The organism is Maritalea porphyrae (assembly GCF_027213965.1).
GTDB classification, from domain to species: Bacteria; Pseudomonadota; Alphaproteobacteria; order Rhizobiales; family Devosiaceae; genus Maritalea; species Maritalea porphyrae_A.
On the sequence record NZ_JAPWGX010000003.1, the window covers coordinates 534,290 to 555,830 of the forward strand.

At 48.3% G+C, this 21,541-nt stretch carries 21 protein-coding genes and 1 tRNA gene; 15 read left to right on the forward strand and 7 right to left on the reverse strand.

Annotation, left to right across the window (positions count from 1 at the left end):
• Positions 1-3 precede the first annotated feature (3 nt).
• The 7 genes from sufB to O4H47_RS11525 all read left to right on the forward strand — a co-directional run bounded on the left by sufB (position 4) and on the right by O4H47_RS11525 (position 5,749).
• Positions 4-1,473, forward strand: coding sequence for a Fe-S cluster assembly protein SufB (sufB, locus tag O4H47_RS11495; protein WP_269394121.1), 1,470 nt, complete (start codon positions 4-6; stop codon positions 1,471-1,473).
• Positions 1,474-1,477: 4 nt separating this feature from the next.
• Positions 1,478-1,639, forward strand: coding sequence for a hypothetical protein (locus O4H47_RS11500; RefSeq protein WP_269394122.1), 162 nt, complete (start codon positions 1,478-1,480; stop codon positions 1,637-1,639).
• A gap of 112 nt (positions 1,640-1,751) precedes the next feature.
• A complete protein-coding gene (sufC, locus tag O4H47_RS11505; RefSeq protein WP_269394389.1) occupies positions 1,752-2,507 on the forward strand; it encodes a Fe-S cluster assembly ATPase SufC in 756 nt (251 codons plus the stop codon).
• A 14-nt stretch (positions 2,508-2,521) separates the two neighbouring features.
• Entirely contained in the window at positions 2,522-3,727 is a 1,206-nt protein-coding gene (gene sufD, locus O4H47_RS11510; protein WP_269394123.1) for a Fe-S cluster assembly protein SufD, read from the forward strand.
• 5 nt (positions 3,728-3,732) lie between these two features.
• Positions 3,733-4,950, forward strand: a complete 1,218-nt coding sequence (locus tag O4H47_RS11515) for a cysteine desulfurase (protein WP_269394124.1) — start codon at positions 3,733-3,735, stop codon at positions 4,948-4,950.
• Positions 4,951-4,962: 12 nt separating this feature from the next.
• The gene (locus O4H47_RS11520) at positions 4,963-5,355 is read left to right on the forward strand and encodes an SUF system Fe-S cluster assembly protein (RefSeq protein ID WP_269394125.1); all 393 of its coding nucleotides are present in this window, start codon (positions 4,963-4,965) and stop codon (positions 5,353-5,355) included.
• Positions 5,356-5,359: 4 nt separating this feature from the next.
• Complete coding sequence (locus tag O4H47_RS11525) at positions 5,360-5,749, forward strand: HesB/IscA family protein (protein ID WP_269394126.1); 390 nt, start codon at positions 5,360-5,362, stop codon at positions 5,747-5,749.
• A 41-nt stretch (positions 5,750-5,790) separates the two neighbouring features.
• Here O4H47_RS11525 and O4H47_RS11530 read toward each other — a convergent pair whose 3' ends face one another.
• From O4H47_RS11530 to parE, 3 genes are all read right to left on the reverse strand, one after another.
• Positions 5,791-6,852 carry a GGDEF domain-containing protein gene (locus O4H47_RS11530; protein WP_269394127.1) on the reverse strand — a complete coding sequence of 354 codons (1,062 nt, stop codon included), beginning with the start codon at positions 6,850-6,852 and terminating at the stop codon, positions 5,791-5,793.
• Between the two features lie 111 nt (positions 6,853-6,963).
• The gene (locus O4H47_RS11535) at positions 6,964-8,337 is read right to left on the reverse strand and encodes a DEAD/DEAH box helicase (protein ID WP_269394128.1); all 1,374 of its coding nucleotides are present in this window, start codon (positions 8,335-8,337) and stop codon (positions 6,964-6,966) included.
• Positions 8,338-8,535: 198 nt separating this feature from the next.
• On the reverse strand, positions 8,536-10,608 hold the full coding sequence (parE, locus tag O4H47_RS11540; protein ID WP_269394129.1) for a DNA topoisomerase IV subunit B: 2,073 nt from the start codon (positions 10,606-10,608) through the stop codon (positions 8,536-8,538).
• Positions 10,609-10,918: 310 nt separating this feature from the next.
• Here parE and O4H47_RS11545 point away from each other — a divergent pair, with 310 nt between their 5' ends.
• From O4H47_RS11545 to O4H47_RS11560, 4 genes are all read left to right on the forward strand, one after another.
• On the forward strand, positions 10,919-11,083 hold the full coding sequence (locus O4H47_RS11545; RefSeq protein ID WP_269394130.1) for a hypothetical protein: 165 nt from the start codon (positions 10,919-10,921) through the stop codon (positions 11,081-11,083).
• A 277-nt stretch (positions 11,084-11,360) separates the two neighbouring features.
• Complete coding sequence (locus O4H47_RS11550; protein ID WP_269394131.1) at positions 11,361-12,881, forward strand: ATP-binding cassette domain-containing protein; 1,521 nt, start codon at positions 11,361-11,363, stop codon at positions 12,879-12,881.
• Between the two features lie 18 nt (positions 12,882-12,899).
• Positions 12,900-13,688, forward strand: a complete 789-nt coding sequence (locus O4H47_RS11555) for an aminoglycoside 6-adenylyltransferase (protein WP_269394132.1) — start codon at positions 12,900-12,902, stop codon at positions 13,686-13,688.
• Between the two features lie 98 nt (positions 13,689-13,786).
• Positions 13,787-14,695 carry a sulfotransferase domain-containing protein gene (locus O4H47_RS11560; protein ID WP_269394133.1) on the forward strand — a complete coding sequence of 303 codons (909 nt, stop codon included), beginning with the start codon at positions 13,787-13,789 and terminating at the stop codon, positions 14,693-14,695.
• 155 nt (positions 14,696-14,850) lie between these two features.
• Here the strand turns inward: O4H47_RS11560 and O4H47_RS11565 are convergent, their stop codons facing one another.
• Entirely contained in the window at positions 14,851-15,264 is a 414-nt protein-coding gene (locus O4H47_RS11565) for a helix-turn-helix domain-containing protein (RefSeq protein WP_269394134.1), read from the reverse strand.
• Between the two features lie 67 nt (positions 15,265-15,331).
• Between O4H47_RS11565 and O4H47_RS11570 the strand changes: the two genes are divergently transcribed.
• Positions 15,332-16,576 carry an MFS transporter gene (locus O4H47_RS11570; protein ID WP_269394135.1) on the forward strand — a complete coding sequence of 415 codons (1,245 nt, stop codon included), beginning with the start codon at positions 15,332-15,334 and terminating at the stop codon, positions 16,574-16,576.
• 93 nt (positions 16,577-16,669) lie between these two features.
• On the opposite strand, the gene glnA is transcribed toward O4H47_RS11570, so the two are convergent.
• Together glnA and O4H47_RS11580 are read right to left on the reverse strand one after the other, a co-directional pair.
• On the reverse strand, positions 16,670-18,079 hold the full coding sequence (gene glnA, locus O4H47_RS11575) for a type I glutamate--ammonia ligase (protein WP_269394136.1): 1,410 nt from the start codon (positions 18,077-18,079) through the stop codon (positions 16,670-16,672).
• 48 nt (positions 18,080-18,127) lie between these two features.
• A complete protein-coding gene (locus tag O4H47_RS11580) occupies positions 18,128-18,466 on the reverse strand; it encodes a P-II family nitrogen regulator (RefSeq protein WP_269394137.1) in 339 nt (112 codons plus the stop codon).
• 342 nt (positions 18,467-18,808) lie between these two features.
• Here O4H47_RS11580 and O4H47_RS11585 point away from each other — a divergent pair.
• The 3 genes from O4H47_RS11585 to O4H47_RS11595 all read left to right on the forward strand — a co-directional run bounded on the left by O4H47_RS11585 (position 18,809) and on the right by O4H47_RS11595 (position 21,172).
• A tRNA-Leu gene (locus O4H47_RS11585) sits at positions 18,809-18,893 on the forward strand.
• Positions 18,894-18,953: 60 nt separating this feature from the next.
• Positions 18,954-20,336 carry a trigger factor gene (gene tig, locus O4H47_RS11590; protein ID WP_269394138.1) on the forward strand — a complete coding sequence of 461 codons (1,383 nt, stop codon included), beginning with the start codon at positions 18,954-18,956 and terminating at the stop codon, positions 20,334-20,336.
• 182 nt (positions 20,337-20,518) lie between these two features.
• On the forward strand, positions 20,519-21,172 hold the full coding sequence (locus O4H47_RS11595; protein WP_269394139.1) for a HEAT repeat domain-containing protein: 654 nt from the start codon (positions 20,519-20,521) through the stop codon (positions 21,170-21,172).
• Between the two features lie 13 nt (positions 21,173-21,185).
• Here O4H47_RS11595 and O4H47_RS11600 read toward each other — a convergent pair whose 3' ends face one another.
• Complete coding sequence (locus O4H47_RS11600; RefSeq protein WP_269394140.1) at positions 21,186-21,521, reverse strand: MmcQ/YjbR family DNA-binding protein; 336 nt, start codon at positions 21,519-21,521, stop codon at positions 21,186-21,188.
• Positions 21,522-21,541: the final 20 nt, after the last annotated feature.

A 21,541-nucleotide genomic window follows, 5' to 3' on the forward strand; every position in this document is an offset into this window, starting at 1 on the left:
AGAATGGTAGCGGTTCAAGAGACGATTGATCACGTTAAAGAGATCGAAGTCGACAAATATAAATATGGGTTCAAAACCGATATCGAAATGGATATGGCGCCAAAAGGCTTAAGTGAAGACATTGTGCGCTTCATTTCTGCCAAGAAGGGTGAGCCGGAATGGATGCTTGAGTGGCGTCTTGATGCCTATCGCCGTTGGTTGCAGATGGAAGAGCCAAAGTGGGCGCGGGTAAATTATCCTGAAATCGACTTCCAAGACCTTTATTACTATGCTGCTCCAAAATCGACACCTGGGCCCAAAAGCCTAGATGAAGTTGATCCTGAGTTGCTTGAAACATACAAAAAGCTTGGCATTCCGTTGCAAGAACAAGCTGTGTTGGCAGGCGTTGAAGGCGCAAAAATTGCGATTGATGCGGTGTTTGACAGTGTGTCTGTTGTGACCACGTTCCGCGAGGAATTGAAAAAGCACGGCGTGATTTTCTGTTCAATTTCTGAAGCGCTAAAAGAATATCCAGAGCTGGTGAAGCAGTATCTTGGATCTGTTGTGCCGGTGACGGACAATTATTATGCAACATTGAACGCGGCTGTGTTTTCTGATGGTTCATTTGTTTACATTCCAAAAGGCGTGCGTTGCCCAATGGAATTGTCGACCTATTTCCGGATCAATGAAGAGAAAACTGGCCAGTTTGAACGCACGCTCATTATTGCTGAAGAGGGCTCCTATGTGAGCTATCTTGAAGGCTGTACCGCGCCGATGCGCGATGAGAACCAACTGCACGCCGCAGTTGTTGAGCTTGTTGCATTGGATGATGCTGAGATTAAATACTCAACCGTACAGAACTGGTATCCGGGCGATAAAGACGGCAAGGGTGGTATTTATAACTTTGTGACCAAGCGTGGCGATTGTCGCGGCAAGAATTCGAAAATCTCTTGGACCCAAGTTGAAACCGGTTCTGCGATTACTTGGAAGTATCCAAGCTGCATTTTGCGCGGTGACAATTCTGTTGGTGAATTCTATTCAATCGCGGTTTCTAACGGTCACCAGCAAGTTGATAGTGGCACCAAAATGATCCATTTGGGCAAGAACACCTCTAGCCGGATTATCTCGAAAGGTATTTCGGCCGGCGTGTCGCAAAACACTTATCGCGGTCAAGTTTCAGCCCATGCGAAAGCAACCGGCGCACGCAACTTTACCCAGTGTGACAGCTTGTTGATTGGTGACAAATGTGGTGCGCATACGGTGCCTTACATTGAAAGCAAGAATTCAAGCGCCGTGTTTGAACATGAAGCCACAACATCGAAGATTTCAGATGATCAAATGTTTTATTGCCAACAACGTGGCCTGAACGAAGAAGAGGCGGTTGCCTTGATCGTGAACGGTTTTGTGCGAGAAGTTCTTCAGCATTTGCCCATGGAATTTATGGCGGAAAGCCAAAAGCTGATTGGCATCAGCCTTGAAGGTAGCGTGGGCTAATCCAATGGAAAAACTGCTATTTGCGATTGCTGTTGGCGCGGGTATGGGCTGGTTGGTCGCTGGTCACGTAAAAAAAGACGAGCCCAAAATGTACAAGCAAATTGGCTTGATCGCTGGCGCGATTGCCGCTGGCGTTGTGTGGGCCGTTGCAGTTTTTGTTTGGTAGCCAAAATTAAGGCGGCAATTGCCGCGAATTGAACAACGCCCTAAAGGGCAAATAGATGACAGGCCGACCGGGATGACGGCCGCACAGAAGGACAAATACGATGACTACGCCAATTCTTGAAATTAAAAATCTGCACGTAAAGGTCGAGGAAGAAGACAAAGAGATCCTCAAAGGCGTGAATTTGACGCTACCTGCCGGAGAAGTTCATGCGATCATGGGCCGCAATGGTTCTGGCAAGTCGACCCTTTCCTATGTGCTCGCTGGTAAGGACGGTTACGAGGTAACTGAGGGTCAAATCCTGTTCCACGGCGAAGACCTGCTGGAAATGGACGCGCACGAACGTGCTGCAGCTGGCCTGTTCTTGGCCTTCCAATATCCGATTGAAATTCCGGGTGTTGCAACCATGACTTTCCTCAAAGCGGCATTGAACGCCCAGCGCAAGTCTCGCGGCGAAGAAGAGCTAAAAATTCCTGTATTCATGAAAATGGTGAAGGATGCAGCAGCAAAGCTTGAAATTAAACAAGAGATGCTGAAACGACCATTGAATGTTGGTTTTTCTGGTGGCGAAAAGAAACGTGCAGAAATCTTGCAAATGGCATTGATGCAGCCTTCGCTTTGCGTGCTTGATGAAACTGATTCTGGTCTTGATATCGACGCATTGAAAATTGTTTCAGAAGGCGTGAACCACTTGCGTTCTGAAAATCGTTCAATGCTCGTGATTACCCACTATCAACGCTTGTTGAACCACATTGTACCTGATCGTGTGCATGTGTTTTCGGACGGACGCATTGTAGAAAGTGGCGATCGCGATTTGGCACTTGAGCTTGAGAGCAAAGGTTATGCCGGTTTTGACAATCACGCGGCATAAGGCGGGGCAAGCAGATGAATAAAGATATCAAATTGAGTGGGGCTGAGGAGCAGTTGCAAGCACTGCTTTTATCGCATGGCAACAAAGAAGCAGCGGCGCAATTTGCTGCAAATGGTTTGCCAACGCGTCGGATTGAAGCATATCACTATACCGACTTGAAGAGCTTGTTGCGCGAAGTGCCGAGCGCTCTGGCTGTCGCAAACGATGGTGCCTCTGCAAAGCGTTCAAACTTTGATGGCGTGGCGCGCATTGAAATCGTCAACGGCCAATTGGCCGGCGATTTTGATGTGGAAGGCGTAAGTGTTGCAACAAGTGGCAATACTGGCACTGGTGACGACAGCGTTGTTTTGCTTAGCGAAGCCCTTGTTGGTGATGTTGTAGAGATCAAGATCTCTGGTGAACTTGACCAAGTGCTTCATATTGACCGGATCATTGATGGCGATGCAGCGATCAATGCGGACAAAGTGTCTGTTACGCTGGAAGATGGCGCAAAAGCGACATTGGTTGAAACATACAATGGTTCTGATGCAGCGCATTTACGGTTGGCGACAACAGAGGTTGTATTGGGTGAAGGCGCTGAATTCTCCCATTTTCAGCTTGATGGCAACTCATCTGCAACGCGTCATTTCGCAAACAATCGCTATGAATTGAACGCCGACGCGCAGCTGAGCACATTTGTACAGCAATCTGAACCTCAAGTTAGCCGCACGACCGTTAGCGCAAGCTTTGTTGGTGGTGGTGCACATGCTGATTTCGCTGGATTGAACATGCTTTCGGGCACGCAGCACGGCGATATTACCGTTCATCTGCGCCACCTTGTCGCTGACACCACAAGCACTGAAGTGTTCAAGAATATTGTGAATGGACGCGGCAAGGCTGTGTTCCAAGGCAAGATTGATGTTGCGCAACCTGCACAAAAAACTGATGCACAAATGATGTGCCAAGGGCTTATTTTGTCAGAACGTGGCGAAGTTTTGGTGAAACCTGAACTTGAGATCTTCGCTGATGACGTGCTTTGCGCGCATGGTGCGACATGTGGTGAGCTAGATGAAAACTCAATGTTCTATTTGATGAGCCGGGGTATTCCACGCACTGAGGCAAAGGCTATGTTGATCAGAGCGTTCTTGGCAGAAGTGTTCGAGCCGGTCGACGTTGAGGCTGTTGTGCATGTGCTTGAAGCGCGTGTGGATAGTTGGTTGCAGGAACAAGAAGAGGCTTAGGCCAAATGTTTGATTTGGAACGCGTACGGGCAGATTTTCCGATTCTAAAGGAAGAAATCCACGGCAATAGGCTTGTTTATCTGGACAGTGGCGCTTCGGCACAAAAGCCGCAGCAAGTGCTGGATCGGATTATGCATGCCTATTCTCACGAATATGCCAATGTGCACCGTGGGCTGCATACGCTTTCCAATCGTGCGACCGAAGCCTTTGAAGAGGCGCGCGAAAAAGTGCGCGCTTTTATCAATGCCCCCAGTGTTGACCAGGTTGTCTTTACTCGTTCTGCAACTGAAGCGCTGAATTTGGTTGCAGCCAGTTTTGCTGGCCCCCGTGTTGGTGAAGGCGACGAGATTGTCATCTCCAAGATGGAGCACCATTCAAACATAGTGCCCTGGCATTTCCACCGGGAACGCAAAGGCGCGGTGATCAAATGGGTTGATGTTGCTGAAGATGGCAGTTTTGATTTGGAGCTGTTTGCTGCAGTGCTAAGCGACAAAACAAAAGTTGTCTCCATTACCCACATGTCAAATGTTACGGGTACGGTTGTGCCGATCAAACAGGTTTGTGAGATCGCTCACGCACGGGGCATTCCCGTTGTCGTGGATGGCAGCCAAGGGGCGGTGCACGAACTGGTGGACGTGCAGGATTTGGACGTCGATTTCTACATCATGACGGGCCACAAGCTCTATGGGCCCACAGGAATTGGCGTGCTTTATGGCAAAGCCGACTTGTTGGCGCAAATGCAGCCTTACCAAGGTGGCGGCGAAATGATCAGTGATGTGACGTTGGAAGATGTTACATATAACGAGCCCCCGCATCGGTTTGAAGCAGGTACGCCACCAATTGTACAAGCGATCGGCCTCGGCGCAGCGCTAGACTATATTAGCGCGATTGGGCGTGAAAACATCAAAGCGCACGAAGCTGAGGTTGGCGCTTATGCTCGTGAGAAGCTAAGCAAAATCAACTCTTTGCGATTGATTGGCGATGCACCGGGAAAAGGTGCTATATTCTCTTTTGCAATTGAAGGCGTGCACGCACATGATCTGAGCACGATTTTGGACCGCTATGGGATTGCCATTCGTGCCGGATCACATTGTGCGCAACCTTTGCTGCAACGGTTTGGGGTAACATCAACCTGTCGCGCCTCGTTTGGCGTTTATAATGGCAAAGATGATGTAGATGCTTTGGTTCAAGGTATCGAAAAAGCGCAGAAGTTTTTCGCTTAAAGGAGCGTATCAATGAGTGAAGAAGCCACAAACACAGTTGAAGAAGTTGCTGTAAATGCTGCGGAGATTTCGGTTTCTAAGGGCATGAATGAAGCAGAAATCCAACGGTTTACTGATGACATCGTTGCTGCGCTTAAAACGATTTATGATCCTGAGATCCCGGTTGATATTTACGAATTGGGTCTTATCTATAAGGTTGATCTGGATGATGATCGCAATGTTACGATCGACATGACATTGACCGCACCTGGTTGCCCCGTTGCGGGTGAAATGCCTGGTTGGGTTGAAAATGCAGTACGCACCGTTGAAGGCGTGCAAGATGTTGTGGTGAACATGGTGTTTGAACCACCTTGGGGCCCAGATCGTATGTCAGAAGAAGCGCAGGTTGCGCTAAATTGGTGGTAACCACATGAAAATTCTCTCCATTACACAAACGGCCGCTGATCAAGTGAAAACAATCTTGGCCCAATCTGGAGACGAAAGAATAAATGCTGTGCGTGTCGGCGTTAAAAATGCCGGCTGTGCGGGCATGGCCTATACGCTAGATTATGTGAGCGAGCCGGTGAAAGGTGACGACCATGTGTCAGAGCATGGCGTGGATGTATATATCGACCCCAAAGCCACAATGTTTTTACTGGGCACGCAAATGGATTTCAAAGAAGACATTTTGAAATCAGAATTCACATTTGAAAATCCAAACCAAACCGGTTCTTGTGGATGTGGTGAAAGCGTGATGCTTGAGCCTGCTGACTTGCAAGAAATTGCCAAGGCACGTGCAAACTCTGGCAGCGGTGCCTAATTCGAATCAAGACTTTAAAGATTGCGCGTACGTGTTTGTAACTAGGCGACTTTTGAGTTTCGGAACTCTTCGTCATTTTCACAAATCACGCGATTCCGGCCTTCGCGTTTCGCGGTGTAAAGGCATTCATCAGCACGCTCGATGAGCTGATGGATTGTCTCATCTCTGTGAACTTGAGCGGCGCCGATCGAAATTGTGATTCTGCCCAACTTTTGATTGGTCGAACGCTTTAACAATTCTTTGGCGTGTACCGCTTTTCGAACTTTTTCCGCAATGAGGCGCGCGCCGCGTAGGTCAGTATCTGGCAAAATGGCTGCAAATTCTTCGCCACCGTAGCGCGCAGCATGATCACGACCCTTGATGTTGGATTTCAGCGTTACCGCAACCAAGCGCAAAACCTGATCACCAGTTTGGTGGCCGTAATTGTCGTTGAAGGCTTTGAAGTGATCGATATCCATCATCAGCAGGCTGAAATGGTTGCCTTCTTTTTCAAATGTTTCGAATTCTTGTTTGAGGCGCTGATCAAAGCTCTTGCGGTTTGGAATCTTTGTGAGGGCATCAAGCATAGTCTCGCGACGTGCTGTGTCCAAATCGCGCTTGAGGCTTGAAATATCTTGTTTGGAAACTTTCAGTTTCTCTTCAAGATTCTGATTGGCTTCTTGCATCTGCTTTGTTTCAGATAACAATTTTGCGGCCAACCGTTCCAAGCTTTGTGCGTCCAAGCCACCGGCCAATTTGATGGCTGCGCTGTCGAGTGAACCAGAGTAGCCTTCAGCTGTGTCAATTGCCTCGTCCATCGCCCGGTTTACGGAGTCGATTTTTTGAGACATTTCCTGACTGACGTTGGTCAGTTGGGATTCTAGATCAGATGGGTTGTCGAAGAACTCGCGGTAAACCTGCAAGACGTTTTCCATCGAAAGGGAATTGTCTTTGCCCAGCAGCATGTTCAAGCGCTCGTTCAGCTGCTCGTTGATGCCAGATGCATAAGTATAGCAAAGCTCATAGAAATGTGGGTAGGGAGGGATCTTAGCGCGCTTAAGCATTCCCAATGCGGAGAACGAATACTCAAGCGTTCGCTGGTAATCATGCTCAGATACAAGCATCTTTGTTGGCTCCACCCATAGTACCTAAATGCGTGAAAACACGCATTGAGTCTTTAATCTCGTTGCAGTCCTTAATGTCCCAAAAGGTTAAATTTTGGGTTAAGGATACGTTTAACTAGCCTGTCGGACGGGCCGCAGAAGGAACGCAGGCACTTGATCTGATTGACCAAATGGCAGCGCGTCTTGGTTCTTATTGCGTGATTTTTGTCGAGTGTTTTGATTTGAGGAAACTTTGTTTTCTTTTACATCAAGTTTTTCGACGTTTGACCTGTCTTTTGATGATTTTTGCTCGGGTTTTGGAGCCTTATTAGACTTGGCCCTTTGTTCGCGAGCAGGTTTCGCAGGTTTGTCTTCTTTTTTCTTTTCGATCCACTCGGGCTTTTTTTCGATGAGTTTTTCGATTTGATCGAGGTATTTCATGTCTGCAGGCGCCACAAGTGTAATTGCAACCCCTTCGCGACCCGCGCGACCTGTGCGACCGATTCGGTGAACATAGTCTTCAGCGTGGGTTGGAATATCGAAATTGAAAACGTGGCTAACGTCAGGAATATCAAGGCCACGGGCGGCAACGTCACTGGCGATCAAAAACGTAATCTCGTTGTTTTTGAAACCTGCAAGGGTCTCCATGCGGGACTTTTGATCCATATCGCCATGCAACGAACCGGTGTTGTAACCGTGTTTGATCATTGAATTGGTCAATGTGGCAATGTCACGCTTGCGATTACAGAAAATGATCGCGTTCTTTAGGCCTTCGGCTGCATCCACTTGTTCACGCAACGCTGCGCGTTTTTCAAATGGTTTATTGCCAACCTTTAGCAGTTTTTGCGTGATTGTTTCGGCAGTTGAATTCTGACGGGCAGTTTCTACAGAAACCGGATCGTTTAGAAACTTCTTAGTCAAACGAGCAACTTCGTCAGGCATTGTTGCCGAGAAGAAAAGGGTTTGACGGCGTTTGGGCAGCAAAGATGATATCTTTTCGATATCGGGAATAAACCCCATGTCCAGCATACGGTCAGCTTCGTCGATGACGAAAATGTCTACGCCCGTCATGAGAAGGCGCCCGCGTTCAAAATGGTCAATCAAGCGGCCCGGTGTCGCAATAAGAACATCTGCGCCACGGTCCAGCTTTTTGTTTTGTTCCTCAAATGAAACGCCGCCGATCAAAAGGGCAACGGTCAATTTGTGGTTTTTGCCGTATTTTTCGAAATTTTCGTGCACTTGCGCGGCAAGCTCGCGCGTTGGCTCAAGAATAAGAGTGCGCGGCATACGTGCTCGTGCGCGCCCTTTTTCGAGCAGAGTCAACATGGGCAAGACAAACGATGCTGTTTTGCCTGTGCCGGTTTGTGCAATACCAACCACGTCTCTTTTTTGGAGAATGTGTGGAATGGCTTTTTGCTGAATATCTGTTGGGGTGGTGTAGCCAGCATCAACTACCGCGTTGGTAACAGCTGTGCTAAGCCCCAATTCTATGAATTTTTCACTCAAGTAAATACGTCCACTTTGCCGATTACGGTCTAACTAGAAATAATTAGTGGCCCCGCGAACAGGACCATAGCGCGCGATACCTGTAAGTCAATGCGTTTGTTGAATTTTTGTTAACGCATCGTGTGAGAATTACATGATTGTTGCGCTAAACTCACACTTTCTAGTTGAATTTACCTAGGCATTTGAGCCAATTGGCGCCTAAATATCCAAGTCGCTCGCAAATTCAGCGTTTTCTTGGATGAATTGGAAACGTAACTCTGGCTTGTTGCCCATTAGTCTGTCGATGGAATCTTTGGTTTCGACATGTTCATTGGCAACGCTGATCTGCACCAATCGGCGTGAACCCGGTTTCATGGTCGTTTCTTTAAGGTGCTGGAATGGCATTTCGCCCAGCCCTTTAAATCGAGTGATCTCAACTTTGCCTCGACCGGTAAACTCCGTGTCCATCAATTTATCCTTATGCTCATCATCGTTGGCATAAAGCGTTTTTGCGCCTTGGGTGATCCGGTAAAGCGGAGGCATGGCTAAATATAGGTGTCCTTCATCAATCAATGCAGGCATTTCTTGAAAGAAGAACGTCATCAACAAAGAAGCAATGTGCGCGCCGTCAACGTCCGCATCAGTCATAATGATGACTTTATCGTAGCGAAGGTCATCGGAATTGTAGCGGTCGCGCGTTCCAGCGCCCAAAGCTTGAATCAGATCACCAATTTGTTGGTTCGCAGTAATTTTCTCTCGGGTGGCGCCGGCAACGTTCAAAATTTTACCGCGCAAGGGTAAAATGGCTTGGTTCTTGCGGTTGCGTGCTTGTTTTGCACTGCCGCCAGCGGAGTCACCTTCCACGATGAAGATTTCTGCACCTTGGGCTGCGCCTTGCGAACAATCGGCAAGTTTGCCAGGAAGCCTAAGCCTACGTGTTGCAGACTTCCTGTCGATTTCTTTTTCTTTGCGGCGGCGAATGCGTTCTTCTGCGCGATCAACTGCCCAGTCAATCAATTTGGCAGATTGATTGGGGGAGGCGGCTAGCCAATGGTCAAACGCATCGCGGATGGCCACATCGACAATTTTTGTGGCTTCGCCGCTCGATAATTTGTCTTTTGTTTGGCCAACGAACTCTGGTTCGCGAATGAACACAGACATGACAGCGCTACAGTTCGCTAGGATATCCTCTGCCGTGATGACAGCGGCGCGTTTATTGCCGGTAAGTTCAGCGTAGGCTTTAATTGCGCGCAAAAGTGCGGAGCGAAGGCCCGCTTCGTGGGTTCCGCCATCTTGGGTGGGCACGGTATTACAATAGGAATTGATAAAGGCATCGCCAAGCGTAAAGGCGATCGCCCATTCGACTGATCCATGTTTCCCCGCACCGCCTTTGCGTCCCGCAAAGATCTCTTCAACAATGCGAGGGCGTCCCTCAATTCGGCCTTCCACATAGTCTTTCAGCCCGTCCGGGAACAAAAAGGTGGTTTTTGCAGGTATGTCCGCGCCTTCAACCAAGCTCTCGTCGCAAGACCAACGGATTTCGACCCCCGCAAACAAATAAGCTTTTGCTTGCGCCATATCGTGTATGCGTTTCGGCGAAAATTTGGCTTTGTCGCCAAAGATTTGTGGATCTGGGTGAAACTTTGTGCTGGTGCCGCGCCGGTTGCGCACTGGACCATGATCGATAACGCCTGTTGTGGCCAGGCCACGTGAGAAGCTTTGAGAGTAAAGGTTTTGGTCGCGAGCAACCTCAACGATCATATCGTCGGACAGTGCGTTCACAACAGAAACGCCTACACCGTGCAAACCGCCTGATGTCTCGTAAGCTTTAGAATCAAACTTACCGCCTGCGTGTAGGGTGGTCATAATGACATCAAGGGTCGAGCGGTCTTTGAACTTTGGGTGTGGCTCCACCGGAATACCGCGACCATTATCTGTGATGGTCAGATAACCTTCTGCATCCAAATGCACTTCAATACGCGAGGCATGGCCCGCAATGGCTTCATCCATCGAGTTGTCGATGATTTCAGCAAACAGGTGGTGCAGCGCGTTGATATCTGTGCCACCAATATACATGCCCGGACGGCGGCGCACAGGTTCGAGGCCTTCGAGAACTTCAATGTCGTCTGCGGTATAGGAGCTGCCATCGTTTGAAGCTGACTTGGGCGCAGGTGCCGCCATTGGAGCTTTGGCAGCAGGATTTGACGCCGCAGCTGGCGCTAATTTGGGCTCGCTTTTCTTTTTTGACGGTTCTGCGTCAAATTTTTTGAAAAGATCATCACCGTTGTCCATGCCGCGCCTTTATCAATTCGAATCAATGTGTGAATTTCGTTTACCACAATAGCACCATTTGTTAGCGATGATTTCAAACCGAGATTGTCAGTTTTCCCTAAGCATTCTGGCGCTTTAGGTGCTGCAACCAAGTGCCTCTTGCCACTCGAATGATCGGTGCTTTGCGTTCATCTTTCTAAACAAACTCTTATCACCTGTCCCGTTAAGCGACGGAAATTATTGACAAATTCTAACTGGGCCGTCAGCACTTTTTTAACAACGAGGTGGTAGAACTATTGTCATACGGTTTGAGAGTATGGAGTTCCCGTATATGATCGCTAAAGCAAAGGTCAGCGTAACAGACCGCCCGGCTGAGGCGATTTTTTATTGGTTGGCGCAAGTCGGATTTGGTAGTTTTGCGTACCGGCTTGCCCGCTGGCCAATTTCTCGTAGCATGTTGCTTTGGACCTTTGTTGGGTTCTTTGTGTTTGCGTAACTGTTCAGTTTTTCTCCACATCTTGCCAGATTAGTTTTGCTGGGCTAGCGTGCGATCGAATTTGATCGGCCCTTGAGCGTGTGGAGAGCAAGATGAATATGGCGCATCGTATTTGCTTATTATGGTTTGGCCCGCGCAATGCCCTGCACGTTTCTTTTGATGTGTAGGGCTGACCTTTAAGGGTTCGGACAATTCAGTTTCGACATTCTTAGGTCTGCCCAATCGGCTGCAATTTGCAGCGTGACTATTCGACATATAGGTCGACAAGGGCAATAAAATGGCTTCCATTCAACTCAATAATGTTGGCGCAACTGCGCAAAGTGAACTTTTCAAGAACCTCAGTCTATCAGTTTCAAACGGCGAGAGTGTTGGGCTGATCGCGGCGAACGGGCGCGGCAAAACTACGCTGTTGCGTTTTCTTGCGGGGCTAAGCGAACCAAGCTCGGGACAAATTATTTTTTCGCGTGGCGCGCGGGTAGGGTACGTAGAGCAAGAAATTGAACCAGAACAGCTCGACTTAACTGCGTATGACTTTGTTGCTTCGGCTCTGACAGACGAACAGCGCGATTATGAAAGCTGGCGCGTCGATGTGGCTTTGGCTGAATTCCAGCTTCCCGATGATCAGTACCATGCGACTTTGCGCACACTTAGCGGTGGTTGGCGTCGACTGATTATGATTGCACGGGTGTGGCTAACAGAGCCGGACATTTTGTTGCTAGATGAACCCACCAACCATTTGGATCTTGCTAAAATTGTGCAGCTTGAGAACTGGATTAAGCAAACATCTGCACAGGTGCCAATGATTGTTGCTAGCCACGACCGTGCCTTTTTGGACAATTGCACGAATCGTAGTTTGTTTTTGCGACCTGGTATCTCCCGCTATTTCTCGTTGCCCTATTCTGAGGCACGTGTTGCGCTTGAACAAGAAGATGTGGCGGCAGAGAAAGTGCTAGTGAAAGAGCAAAAGCAGGCCAAGCAACTGCGCGAGCAAGCGGCCAAGCTGAACAACGTTGGCCTGAATAGTGGCTCAGACCTTTTGCAAACTAAGGCCAAGCAGTTGCGCAAGCGGGCGAGTGACATTGAGGACAACCTCAAAGATCTGCACAAAGAAAGACATGGCGACATTACGTTGGCCAATCGCGGTACGCACGCCAAGGTTATCTTGTCGTTCGAGGACGTGACGGTTTCAGCGCCCAATGGCGACAAATTGTTCGGTATCGAAAAAGTGTTGATACATGCCGGTGACCGCATTGTGGTTTTGGCTGAAAATGGAGCGGGAAAGACCCAGCTAATTAAGAAAGTGCATCGCGCATTTTTAAAAGAAGGGGCGGAGCTGGGCATTTGGGTGACGCCTTCAACCGTTCTTGGTTATGCAGATCAGGAAATTTCTCAGTTGCCAATTGATGAAAGTCCGGAGAGTTTCATTCTACAGCATAAAGGTGTTGGCAACTCGCGCTGCCGTTCATTGCTTGCAAACATTGGTTTTGAGTTTGAAAAACAGTCTAAGCCTATAGCTCATTTGTCTTATGGTCAGCGATCTCGTTTGGCGCTGCTTAGCCTTAGATTGATTGAGCCGAATTTTTATTTGTTAGACGAACCAACTAACCATGTTGATATTCCAGGCCGTGAAATGCTGGAAACAGAAATTATTGAAAAAGGCGCAACCGCAATCATTGTTTCGCATGATAGGGAATTCGCTCGATCCGTAGGTACGCGATATTTTGAGATCGAAAAGAAGCGCAAGCGATTGGTTGAAGTGTCTTCACCCGAGCCATTTTTTGAACGTATGACCTCATAGGGCCAACGGATTGTCACCATGAACCAAAGCCGTTTGATCGACACCATCGCAAAAGAGGCTATGCTGGTTGACGGTGTCATGGGGCTTTATTTGGGTGGAAGCCACGGCCGAAAAACCGCGGACAAATTTAGCGATTTGGACTTTGTTGCGGTGGTTGCACCCGACCAATTGGCCTATGTGGCGGCGGCGTGGGAATCGCTTGTGGGGCAGCTATTTGACGTTGTTTTTTGTCGAAAGCAGTTGGGGCATTCGGGGCTTATCAATGTGATTACGAGTGATTGGGTGCGCATTGATTTGTTTTTAGAAGAGCCACTTGCGTTCAAAAACCGTTCGCAAGATCAATTGGGCTGTTTGTTCGAGAGCATGCCAATGCTGGCTGAACTGGAAAACTCATCGATACCGCATGAGGTCTCTGAGGATCGGTTGAGCCATATGGCGAACGAGTTCTTGCGCATTCTGGGATTGGTTACGATTGGGGTAGGTCGCAAAGAATGGTTTTTATGCACGATCGGGTTGGGGCACTTGCGCAACTTGTTTATGAATTTTGCTATTGAAGCGGAAAAAGTGAATGACGGTGGTGCACTGCACTTGAGCCGTGTGGTTTCGCCAGAAACACTTCGCATTTTGAATGCGTTACCTGTCGCTAACGGCGAGCGGGAACAAATCGTAGCTGCACATGTTGAAACGGCATTGGCCTTTTTTGCCTATTCAAAGCCGATATTCAGCGCTCGGAAATTGGAGTGGCCCGAGGCATTTGAAATGGCAACGCGTTCGCATTTGGCAAAGGAGCTTGGTTGTCAGCTCTAGACCAAGCTAGCGCGGACTAGAACGAAAACGGGGAGGCGGGTTGCCCATAGGCAGATTGCGCCTTAAATAGGGGCAGAGTTTAGTTTGAGGAACCTTACATGTCGCAAAAACCTGCCACGCCGCTTTTTTGGATTGCATCTTACCCGCACAGCGGCGACCAATTGGTGCGCTCGTTTTTGCAGCATTTGGCCAAAAACTTTGGCTATCGCCCTCAAGAGCCTGCAGCAATTGAATTGCTTGATCGGGATTTGCCGTGGGATGTGTTGGCACATTTTTATGAAACGGTAATTGGCACGCATCCGCGTGATATGAGCGAGGAAGAAATTGCCGCAGCTCGTCCCAAGATTCATGAATATATTTCAAAGACCTATCCCGGGATTCCAGTGGTGAAAACACACGCACCACGGGGCGAATTTTACGGCGTGCCGAGCATAAATTTTGATGTTTCGGTTGGATCTGTCTATCTCATCCGCAACCCGCTAATGTTGGCGCCGATTTTTGCCATGGCGGGCAAAAAGGATGTGGTGACGGCCCTGAAACTACTCGCAACCAGTGAGTTTAGGCAGCCAACAAGTGACACACATGCGTTGGAGCCTTGGGGGTCTTGGTCGCAAAATGTGGCGAGCTGGACCAATGCCGACCTTGATGGGGACCTGTTGATCCGTTTTGAGGATATCGCTGCTGATCCACACGGCCAGCTTGGTCGAATCGCAAACCATTTGAAAATGCCAGTGAATGACAAACAAATTGCTGCCGCAGCAGATGCTGCTTTGGCCGTGCATGGAATGGCAGGCAAAAAACCGCAATCTGACGCCTGGAAAGGCGCAATGACAAAAGATCAAGTGCGGGCATTGCTTGAGGTTCACGCCCGCCAAATGTCACGCTTTGGCTATTTGACCAATGATGTTCTTAATTATGCAGGCCTTACACGGGAAGTGGCGCTTAATTCGGCGGCCAAGTTTGAAGAATTGGCTAGAATGCCCGTTGTGCCGGTTGGCCACGCTTAAATCAGACGACCCTGTGAGGGCCTCCGCCAAGGTTTAATCATCCAATAAAAGGCTTTGCAGGTCTTTGTATTTGGACTGCGTGTTGGTGTAGATCGTTCGCTTGCCAAACATGTCTCGCGGAACTGGTTCTAAACTGGCCAGTAACGAGCTAGGCCTTATCTTGTCTTATGTGTCGCCAGTCGTTTGCTGGCGACAGAAACCAGACGTCGAAATGATTTGCACTCCATATGGCTTGGTGCAGGGCATGTTGCTACGTGGTTTAATGTGTCCCTTAGGGCGCTCAATTGTGCAATTTGTTTATCCAATTGGCTGGCTTTGGCCACAATTTCTGATTTATCGATTTTGGGTGCGCCATCTGGCGTCAGCATTTGTTTGATTTCTTTGAGGGAAAATCCTGCGGTTTTCCCCATGCTGATCAAAGTCAGTTGCAAGATAACATTTGGGTCAAATTGGCGCCTTAAACCGTGCCTTGCGAGTGAATCAATCAACCCCTCATCGTCGTAATATCTCAATGTCGAGGGAGCTATTCCCGTTCTTTTGGCGACGTCGCCAATGTCTAACAATTTCATCCTTGACCTCAAGTTGACTTGAAGTCGTATCGTTGCGCACAGCTCGACTTATATCAAGGAGAAAATGATGATCGCAGTAGATTTTTCAGGACAAAAATGGAAGTATTTTTGGCGTTTTGCAGCGCTTGGCATTGCAACTTTGGTGCCCACATTTGGGATGAGCATTGCCAATGTGGCGCTGCCGCTTTTTTCGCAGGAGTTTGGGGCACCGCTGACGCAAGTGCAGTGGATTATTTCAGCTTACCTTTTAGCGCTGAGTGTATTTTCAATTGTTTCTGGCCGAATGGTGGACCTGATTGGGGCAAAAATATCTTTGTATTTGGGCTATGGGATATTTTCTATCGGCGCTGTGATTTGCTGGTCCGCAGATGCATTGTGGATACTGGTGGTAGGACGCATTGCGCAAGGGGTGGGCGCTGCCTTTTTGGGTGTTGTGGCCATTGCACTTGCTAAACAAAATGCAAAGAAACATGCCGTGGGGCGGGCTATGGGCCTGTTGGGTACGCTGACGGCGGTCGGTACTGCGCTTGGTCCGTCAGTTGGGGGCATCATGATTGAATATTTCGGTTGGCGTTCGCTATTTGTGTTGCTGCTTACGGTTTCAGTGTTCGGTGCGATAATCGCTGCGCTGGCACTACAAGATGATCCCAGAATAAAAGATGAGATTGTTGCGCCACCTACACTCGCTTTTCGTATCGGACCATATGTGTCGCCCGCAATCGCAAATAGTCTTGTCGCAGTGATTATGATGACGACATTTGTCGCCGGACCATTCTATCTGACTTATGTGCTTGGTTTTAGCGCGGGGGCAGTGGGGTTGGTCATGGCCGTTGGCCCGATCATTTCGATTCTATCGGGACTACCTTCAGGCATGATGGCGGATCGGTTCGGGGCAAAACGCGTGGCCAATTCAGGATTGATACTGGTTTTTTGTGGAGCGCTTGTTTTCGCATTCCTGCCCAGTGTGTGGGGCCTAACGGGGTATATTGTGGCGCTTGTCGTGTTGACGCCAGGGTATCAGCTTTTCCTATCGGCCAACAATATGTCTGTCATGAGCAATGTGCACGATTCACGGCGAGGGTTGGTTTCTGGGGTGTTGAATATGTCGCGCAATGGCGGGCTGATTATTGGCGCTTCGGTTATTTCGATTCTTTTTTCTCTAGGCTCCGGCACCTCAAGTTTGGCGCAAGCTGCTCCTGCGGCAATTGAAGATGCGTTTCGTTTGGTTTTTCTCACCAATGCGGCATTTATTGTTTTGGCGTTGTTTATTTTGGAAATTGGCGCGCGTCAAAAAAGCCAAGTTGCAGTTTAGAAATCTGAGACAAGGTCTGTTTGGCAAAAAAAGAGGGCGCCCGAAGGCGCCCTAAGGTATAGGTATTGCTACCTAGGGGATAGGAGGGAATCCTTATGCAGAGTAGTACATGTCGAATTCGACAGGATGCGGCGCCATGTCTAAGCGCTCAACTTCTTCCATCTTAACGGCGATGTAAGCGTCGATTTGGTCGTCGTCGAATACGCCACCTGCTTTAAGGAACTCGCGGTCTGCATCCAAAGCTTCTAGAGCCTCGCGAAGTGATGCAGCTACCGTTGGGATTTCTTTTAGCTCTTCAGCTGGCAATTCATATAGATCTTTGTCCATAGGATCGCCTGGGTTGATTTTGTTTTTGATGCCATCAAGGCCCGCCATCAACAGTGCTGAGAATGCCAAATATGGGTTTGCCAATGGATCTGGGTAACGCACTTCAACACGCTTGGAAGCAGGTGAAGAACCAAATGGAATGCGGCAAGAAGCTGAACGGTTACGTGCAGAGTAAGCCAACAGAACAGGTGCTTCATAACCTGGAACCAAACGCTTGTAAGAGTTGGTTGAAGGGTTAGTGAATGCGTTTGTTGCTTTAGCGTGCTTGATGATGCCGCCGATGAAGTGCAACGCTTGCTCTGACAATCCAGCATAGCCGTCGCCAGCAAAGTTTGGCTTGCCATCTTTCCAGATTGAAATGTGACAGTGCATACCTGAGCCGTTATCGCCAAAAACTGGCTTTGGCATAAAGGTAGCTGTTTTGCCGTACGCATGGGCAGTTTGCTGAACACCATATTTGTAGATCTGAACTTCGTCAGCGCTACGAGTTAGAGTGTTGTATTTAATGCCCAATTCATGCTGAGCAGATGCCACTTCGTGGTGGTGCTTCTCAACAGTTACGCCCATTTCTTTCAAAACTGAAAGCATTTCAGAACGAATGTCTTGTGCGCTGTCTACTGGTGGAACTGGAACATAACCGCCCTTAGTGGCGACGTGGTGACCCATGTTGCCTGCTTCATACATAGAATTTGTATTTGTTGGCAGTTCAGTGTGATCAAGTGAGAAGCTTGAGTGATGAGGGTCAGTGCTGTATCGCACGTCGTCAAACATGAAGAACTCTGGCTCAGGACCAACGACCACTGAGTCGCCAATGCCTGAAGACTTTACGTAAGCTTCGGCTTTGCGGGCTGTCATGCGTGGGTCGCGGTTATAGGCTTCGTATGTACCTGGCTCCAATGTATCACAATTGATGACCATTGTTGTTTGACCAAAGAATGGATCCAAGTGAACCGTATCAAGGTCAGGCATCATCACCATGTCGCTTTCATTGATGGCTTTCCAGCCAGCAATTGACGAGCCGTCAAACATCACGCCATCTTCAAACATGTCTTCGTTTACTGCAGAAACGTCCATTGTCATGTGGTGAAGTTTACCGCGTGGGTCAGTAAAACGAAGATCCACGAATTTCACGTCTTCGTCTTCGATTCTTTTGATTACATCTTTAGCAGTAGTCATAATTTATCCCGCTTATATAGTGGTGTTTTGTGGGTTTTTACGTTGATTTTAGACAGCTTCGTCGCCGGTTTCCCCGGTTCTGATGCGAATTGCCTGATCAATTGTTGAGACAAATATTTTTCCGTCGCCAATGCGACCCGTTTGGGCTGCATCGCGTATTGCTTCTACGGCTTTGTCTACCGTGTGGTCAGAAACAACGATTTCGATTTTTACTTTCGGGAGAAAGTCCACGACATATTCTGCACCGCGGTAAAGCTCTGTATGGCCCTTTTGCCGGCCAAAGCCTTTTACCTCAGTAACAGTAATGCCCTGAAAGCCCGCTTCTTGAAGTGCTTCTTTGACTTCATCGAGTTTGAACGGCTTTACGATGGCTTCAATTTTTTTCACTGATCTTTACTCCGAAGGACCTGATCTTGCGTCTGCCAAACAGAATGCAGGTTGCGTGCCAGTTTTACGGATTGGCTGAAAACTGAACATTAATAAAGGGTTAGTGCTTTAGTGCTGAAGCAGCAGGCATGTTATTCGCAATTGCTGTGCACAAATTTTGTGCAACTTGATTATTTTTTGTGCAGATAGGGGCTTGAAGTTGTCAATTGCCCGAGAATTGTACATGCGGCGCTAAAAGAAATGCACTTTCAACGGTTTTTTGCAAAAAGATCAAAAAAGGGCTTTGACTGTTCTGCGAGATTGGGTTAGACCCGCCCCGACTTCGTCGCTGAGGTTTTGAAGGCGGGTGTGGTGAAATTGGTAGACACGCTAGATTTAGGTTCTAGTGCTTCACGGCGTGGGGGTTCAAGTCCCTCCACCCGCACCATCATCCTCAGCAGACATTTCGATCGATCGAATTATAGATATTGAAGACGGGAATTTCCTAATGCAGGTCAATGAAACCCTCAATGAAGGGCTCAAGCGTACATTGGAAATGCGCATTCCGGCAGCCGAGCTTAGCAAAAAGCTAGACGACAAGCTTAATGAGCTTAAGAGCACTGTGAATCTTAAAGGGTTCCGTCCGGGCAAAGTTCCATTTGCGCACATGAAAAAGACATATGGCCGCTCTGTAATGGGCGACGTTATGCAAGATGCGATCAATGTTGGTGTTCAATCAACATTGGAAGAGCGCAAAGAAAAAGCTGCAATGCAGCCAAAAATCGACCTTCCTGAAGACGAAGCCATTTTGACAAAAGTATTTGAGGGCGAAGCAGACCTTGAATTCTCTATGTCTTATGAAGTTTTGCCTGAAGTGAAATTGGGCGATTTCAAAAAAATCAAAATCGAACGTCCTACAGTTGAAGTTGACGAAGCTGACATTCAGCAGCAGTTTGACGCGATTGTTGAGCAGAACCGCCCTTATGAAGCGAAAGCTGAAGGCGAAGCGGCTGTTGAAGGCGATCGGTTGAACATCAAGTTCTTGGGCAAAGTTGACGGCGAGCCATTCGAAGGCGGCGCATCAGACGGTTCGCCTTTGGTTATTGGTTCAAACCAATTTATCCCAGGTTTTGAAGAGCAGCTTGTTGGTCTTAAAGTTGGTGACAAGAAAGTCGTGGAAGTTAAATTCCCTGATGAGTATCGCGCTGAAAACTTGGCCGGTAAAGATGCAACATTTGATGTTGAAGTTTTGGGCATTGAAGCGGCTAAAGACGTTGCAGTTGATGACGAGTTCGCTAAAGGTCTAGGCCTTGAATCGCTCGATCAACTTCGCGAAATGATCAAAGATCAAATCGGTGGCCAATTCAAACAGCTTTCAGCAACACGCGTTAAGCGTTTGGTGTTGGATGCTCTAGATGAGTTGCACAAATTTGACGTTCCTTCTCAGCTTGTTGAGCAAGAATTCAAAGGCATTTGGGACCGCGTGATGCACGACATCGAGCACCATGGTCGCAGCTTTGAAGATGAGGGCACGACAGAAGAAAAAGCACGCGCAGAATATACTGCGATTGCTGAGCGTCGTGTTCGTCTTGGTTTGGTTATTGCTGAAATCGGCAATGCAAACGACGTTCAAGTTACCGAAGAAGAGCATCAACAAGCGTTGATCGCGGAAGTTCAAAAATACCCGGGCCAAGAGCAACAGGTTTATGACTATTTCCGCAACAACCAGCAAGCACTAGCCGGTCTACGCGCTCCAATCTTTGAAGACAAAGTTGTAAACTATGTCGTTGAATTGGCAGACGTTGAAGACAAAACAGTGACCAAAGAAGAGTTGGTTAAGCTGGTTGAAGAGAGCGAAGAAGAAGACCTCGAGCCTCACAACCACGACTAAGTTTTTCTGGTTTTAGAGAATATGAAAAGGCCGTCCTGTTGGGGCGGCCTTTTTTGTTGTGTTTAGAGGTTGAGATCAATTGACTGCATGTTGGTATTGCGTTGTCAATTTGAGGTAGATCAACACCACAAGTGCAGTTTATGTTTTCATGCTCTGATTGGAACAGCACCCTTGGTTTTTTGATGATTGAAAGAACAGACAAAGCAAATCTTGCGGCAGCGCTCCAGGCAGACGATGCCTCTGTTCGGTTAAAAGCAGCGATGGCTGCGGGTTTGAAACCAGAGATTAGTTTGCTTGATTTGTTGGTAGAGCGCTGTTCGCTCGAACCAGATTTTGGTGTGCGCGAGCAACTGACTTGGAGCCTTATACGGTTTCCGAAGGAGTTAATTGTGCCAAAGCTGATCTCCGAGGTGTCGTCGAGCAGCAATCAAGCTAGAAGCCAAGCGTTGCATAGTCTTTCAAAGATTGAAGGTGCGGACGCTTGGAATGTGATTACAAAAGATTTGCTCGAAGACTCGTGTGATGAAGTTGCGCAAGCAGCATGGCGTGCTGCGGTTACGCTTGTTCCACCAGGCAAGAAGGGCGGTTTGGCCAAAGATTTGGGCGCGTTGCTCGGACGAGGCGGCCGGGAACTGCAACGAAGCCTTAGTATTTCTCTTGCGGCGCTTGGCGAGTCGGCTGTGCGGCCTGTGCTCAAAAAGGCGTTAGCGAGCAGTGATAAGGCTGTGCGAAATCACGCTCTTTTCACGAAAGAAGTCCTTGCCGATTCTGATGCTGGCTCCGAATTTGCTGTTGATCAGGTCAAAATTTTGTTGGCGCCTCGACCGAAAGACTAAAATTGCGTCGAAGCTACTTCTTCTTCGCCACGCTCAACGCATAGCTCTCATCCAACCATCGCGTCCAAACATCCTCTGGCATGGGTTCCTCACTCGAAAATCGAGCTGTCACCCAAATGTTTGAACCGATTTGATAGTTGTCGGGATGTTTGTTTGCCAAATCGGTCGCTTCAGCGCGTGATTCTTTGAGTTTGAACATAGCCTTATATCGCCCGCCTTGTGGGCCGGCGAAAAGGAATGCTTTGCCTTTGACCTTGAATGAGCTTTGAGTGCAGGCAGTGCCCTTATCGACATTGGGATAAAGATATGCTTTTTCGCGCATGGGGAGTGTTGGGTCTGGTTCGGACATTTGCCTCTCCGTTTGTTGCT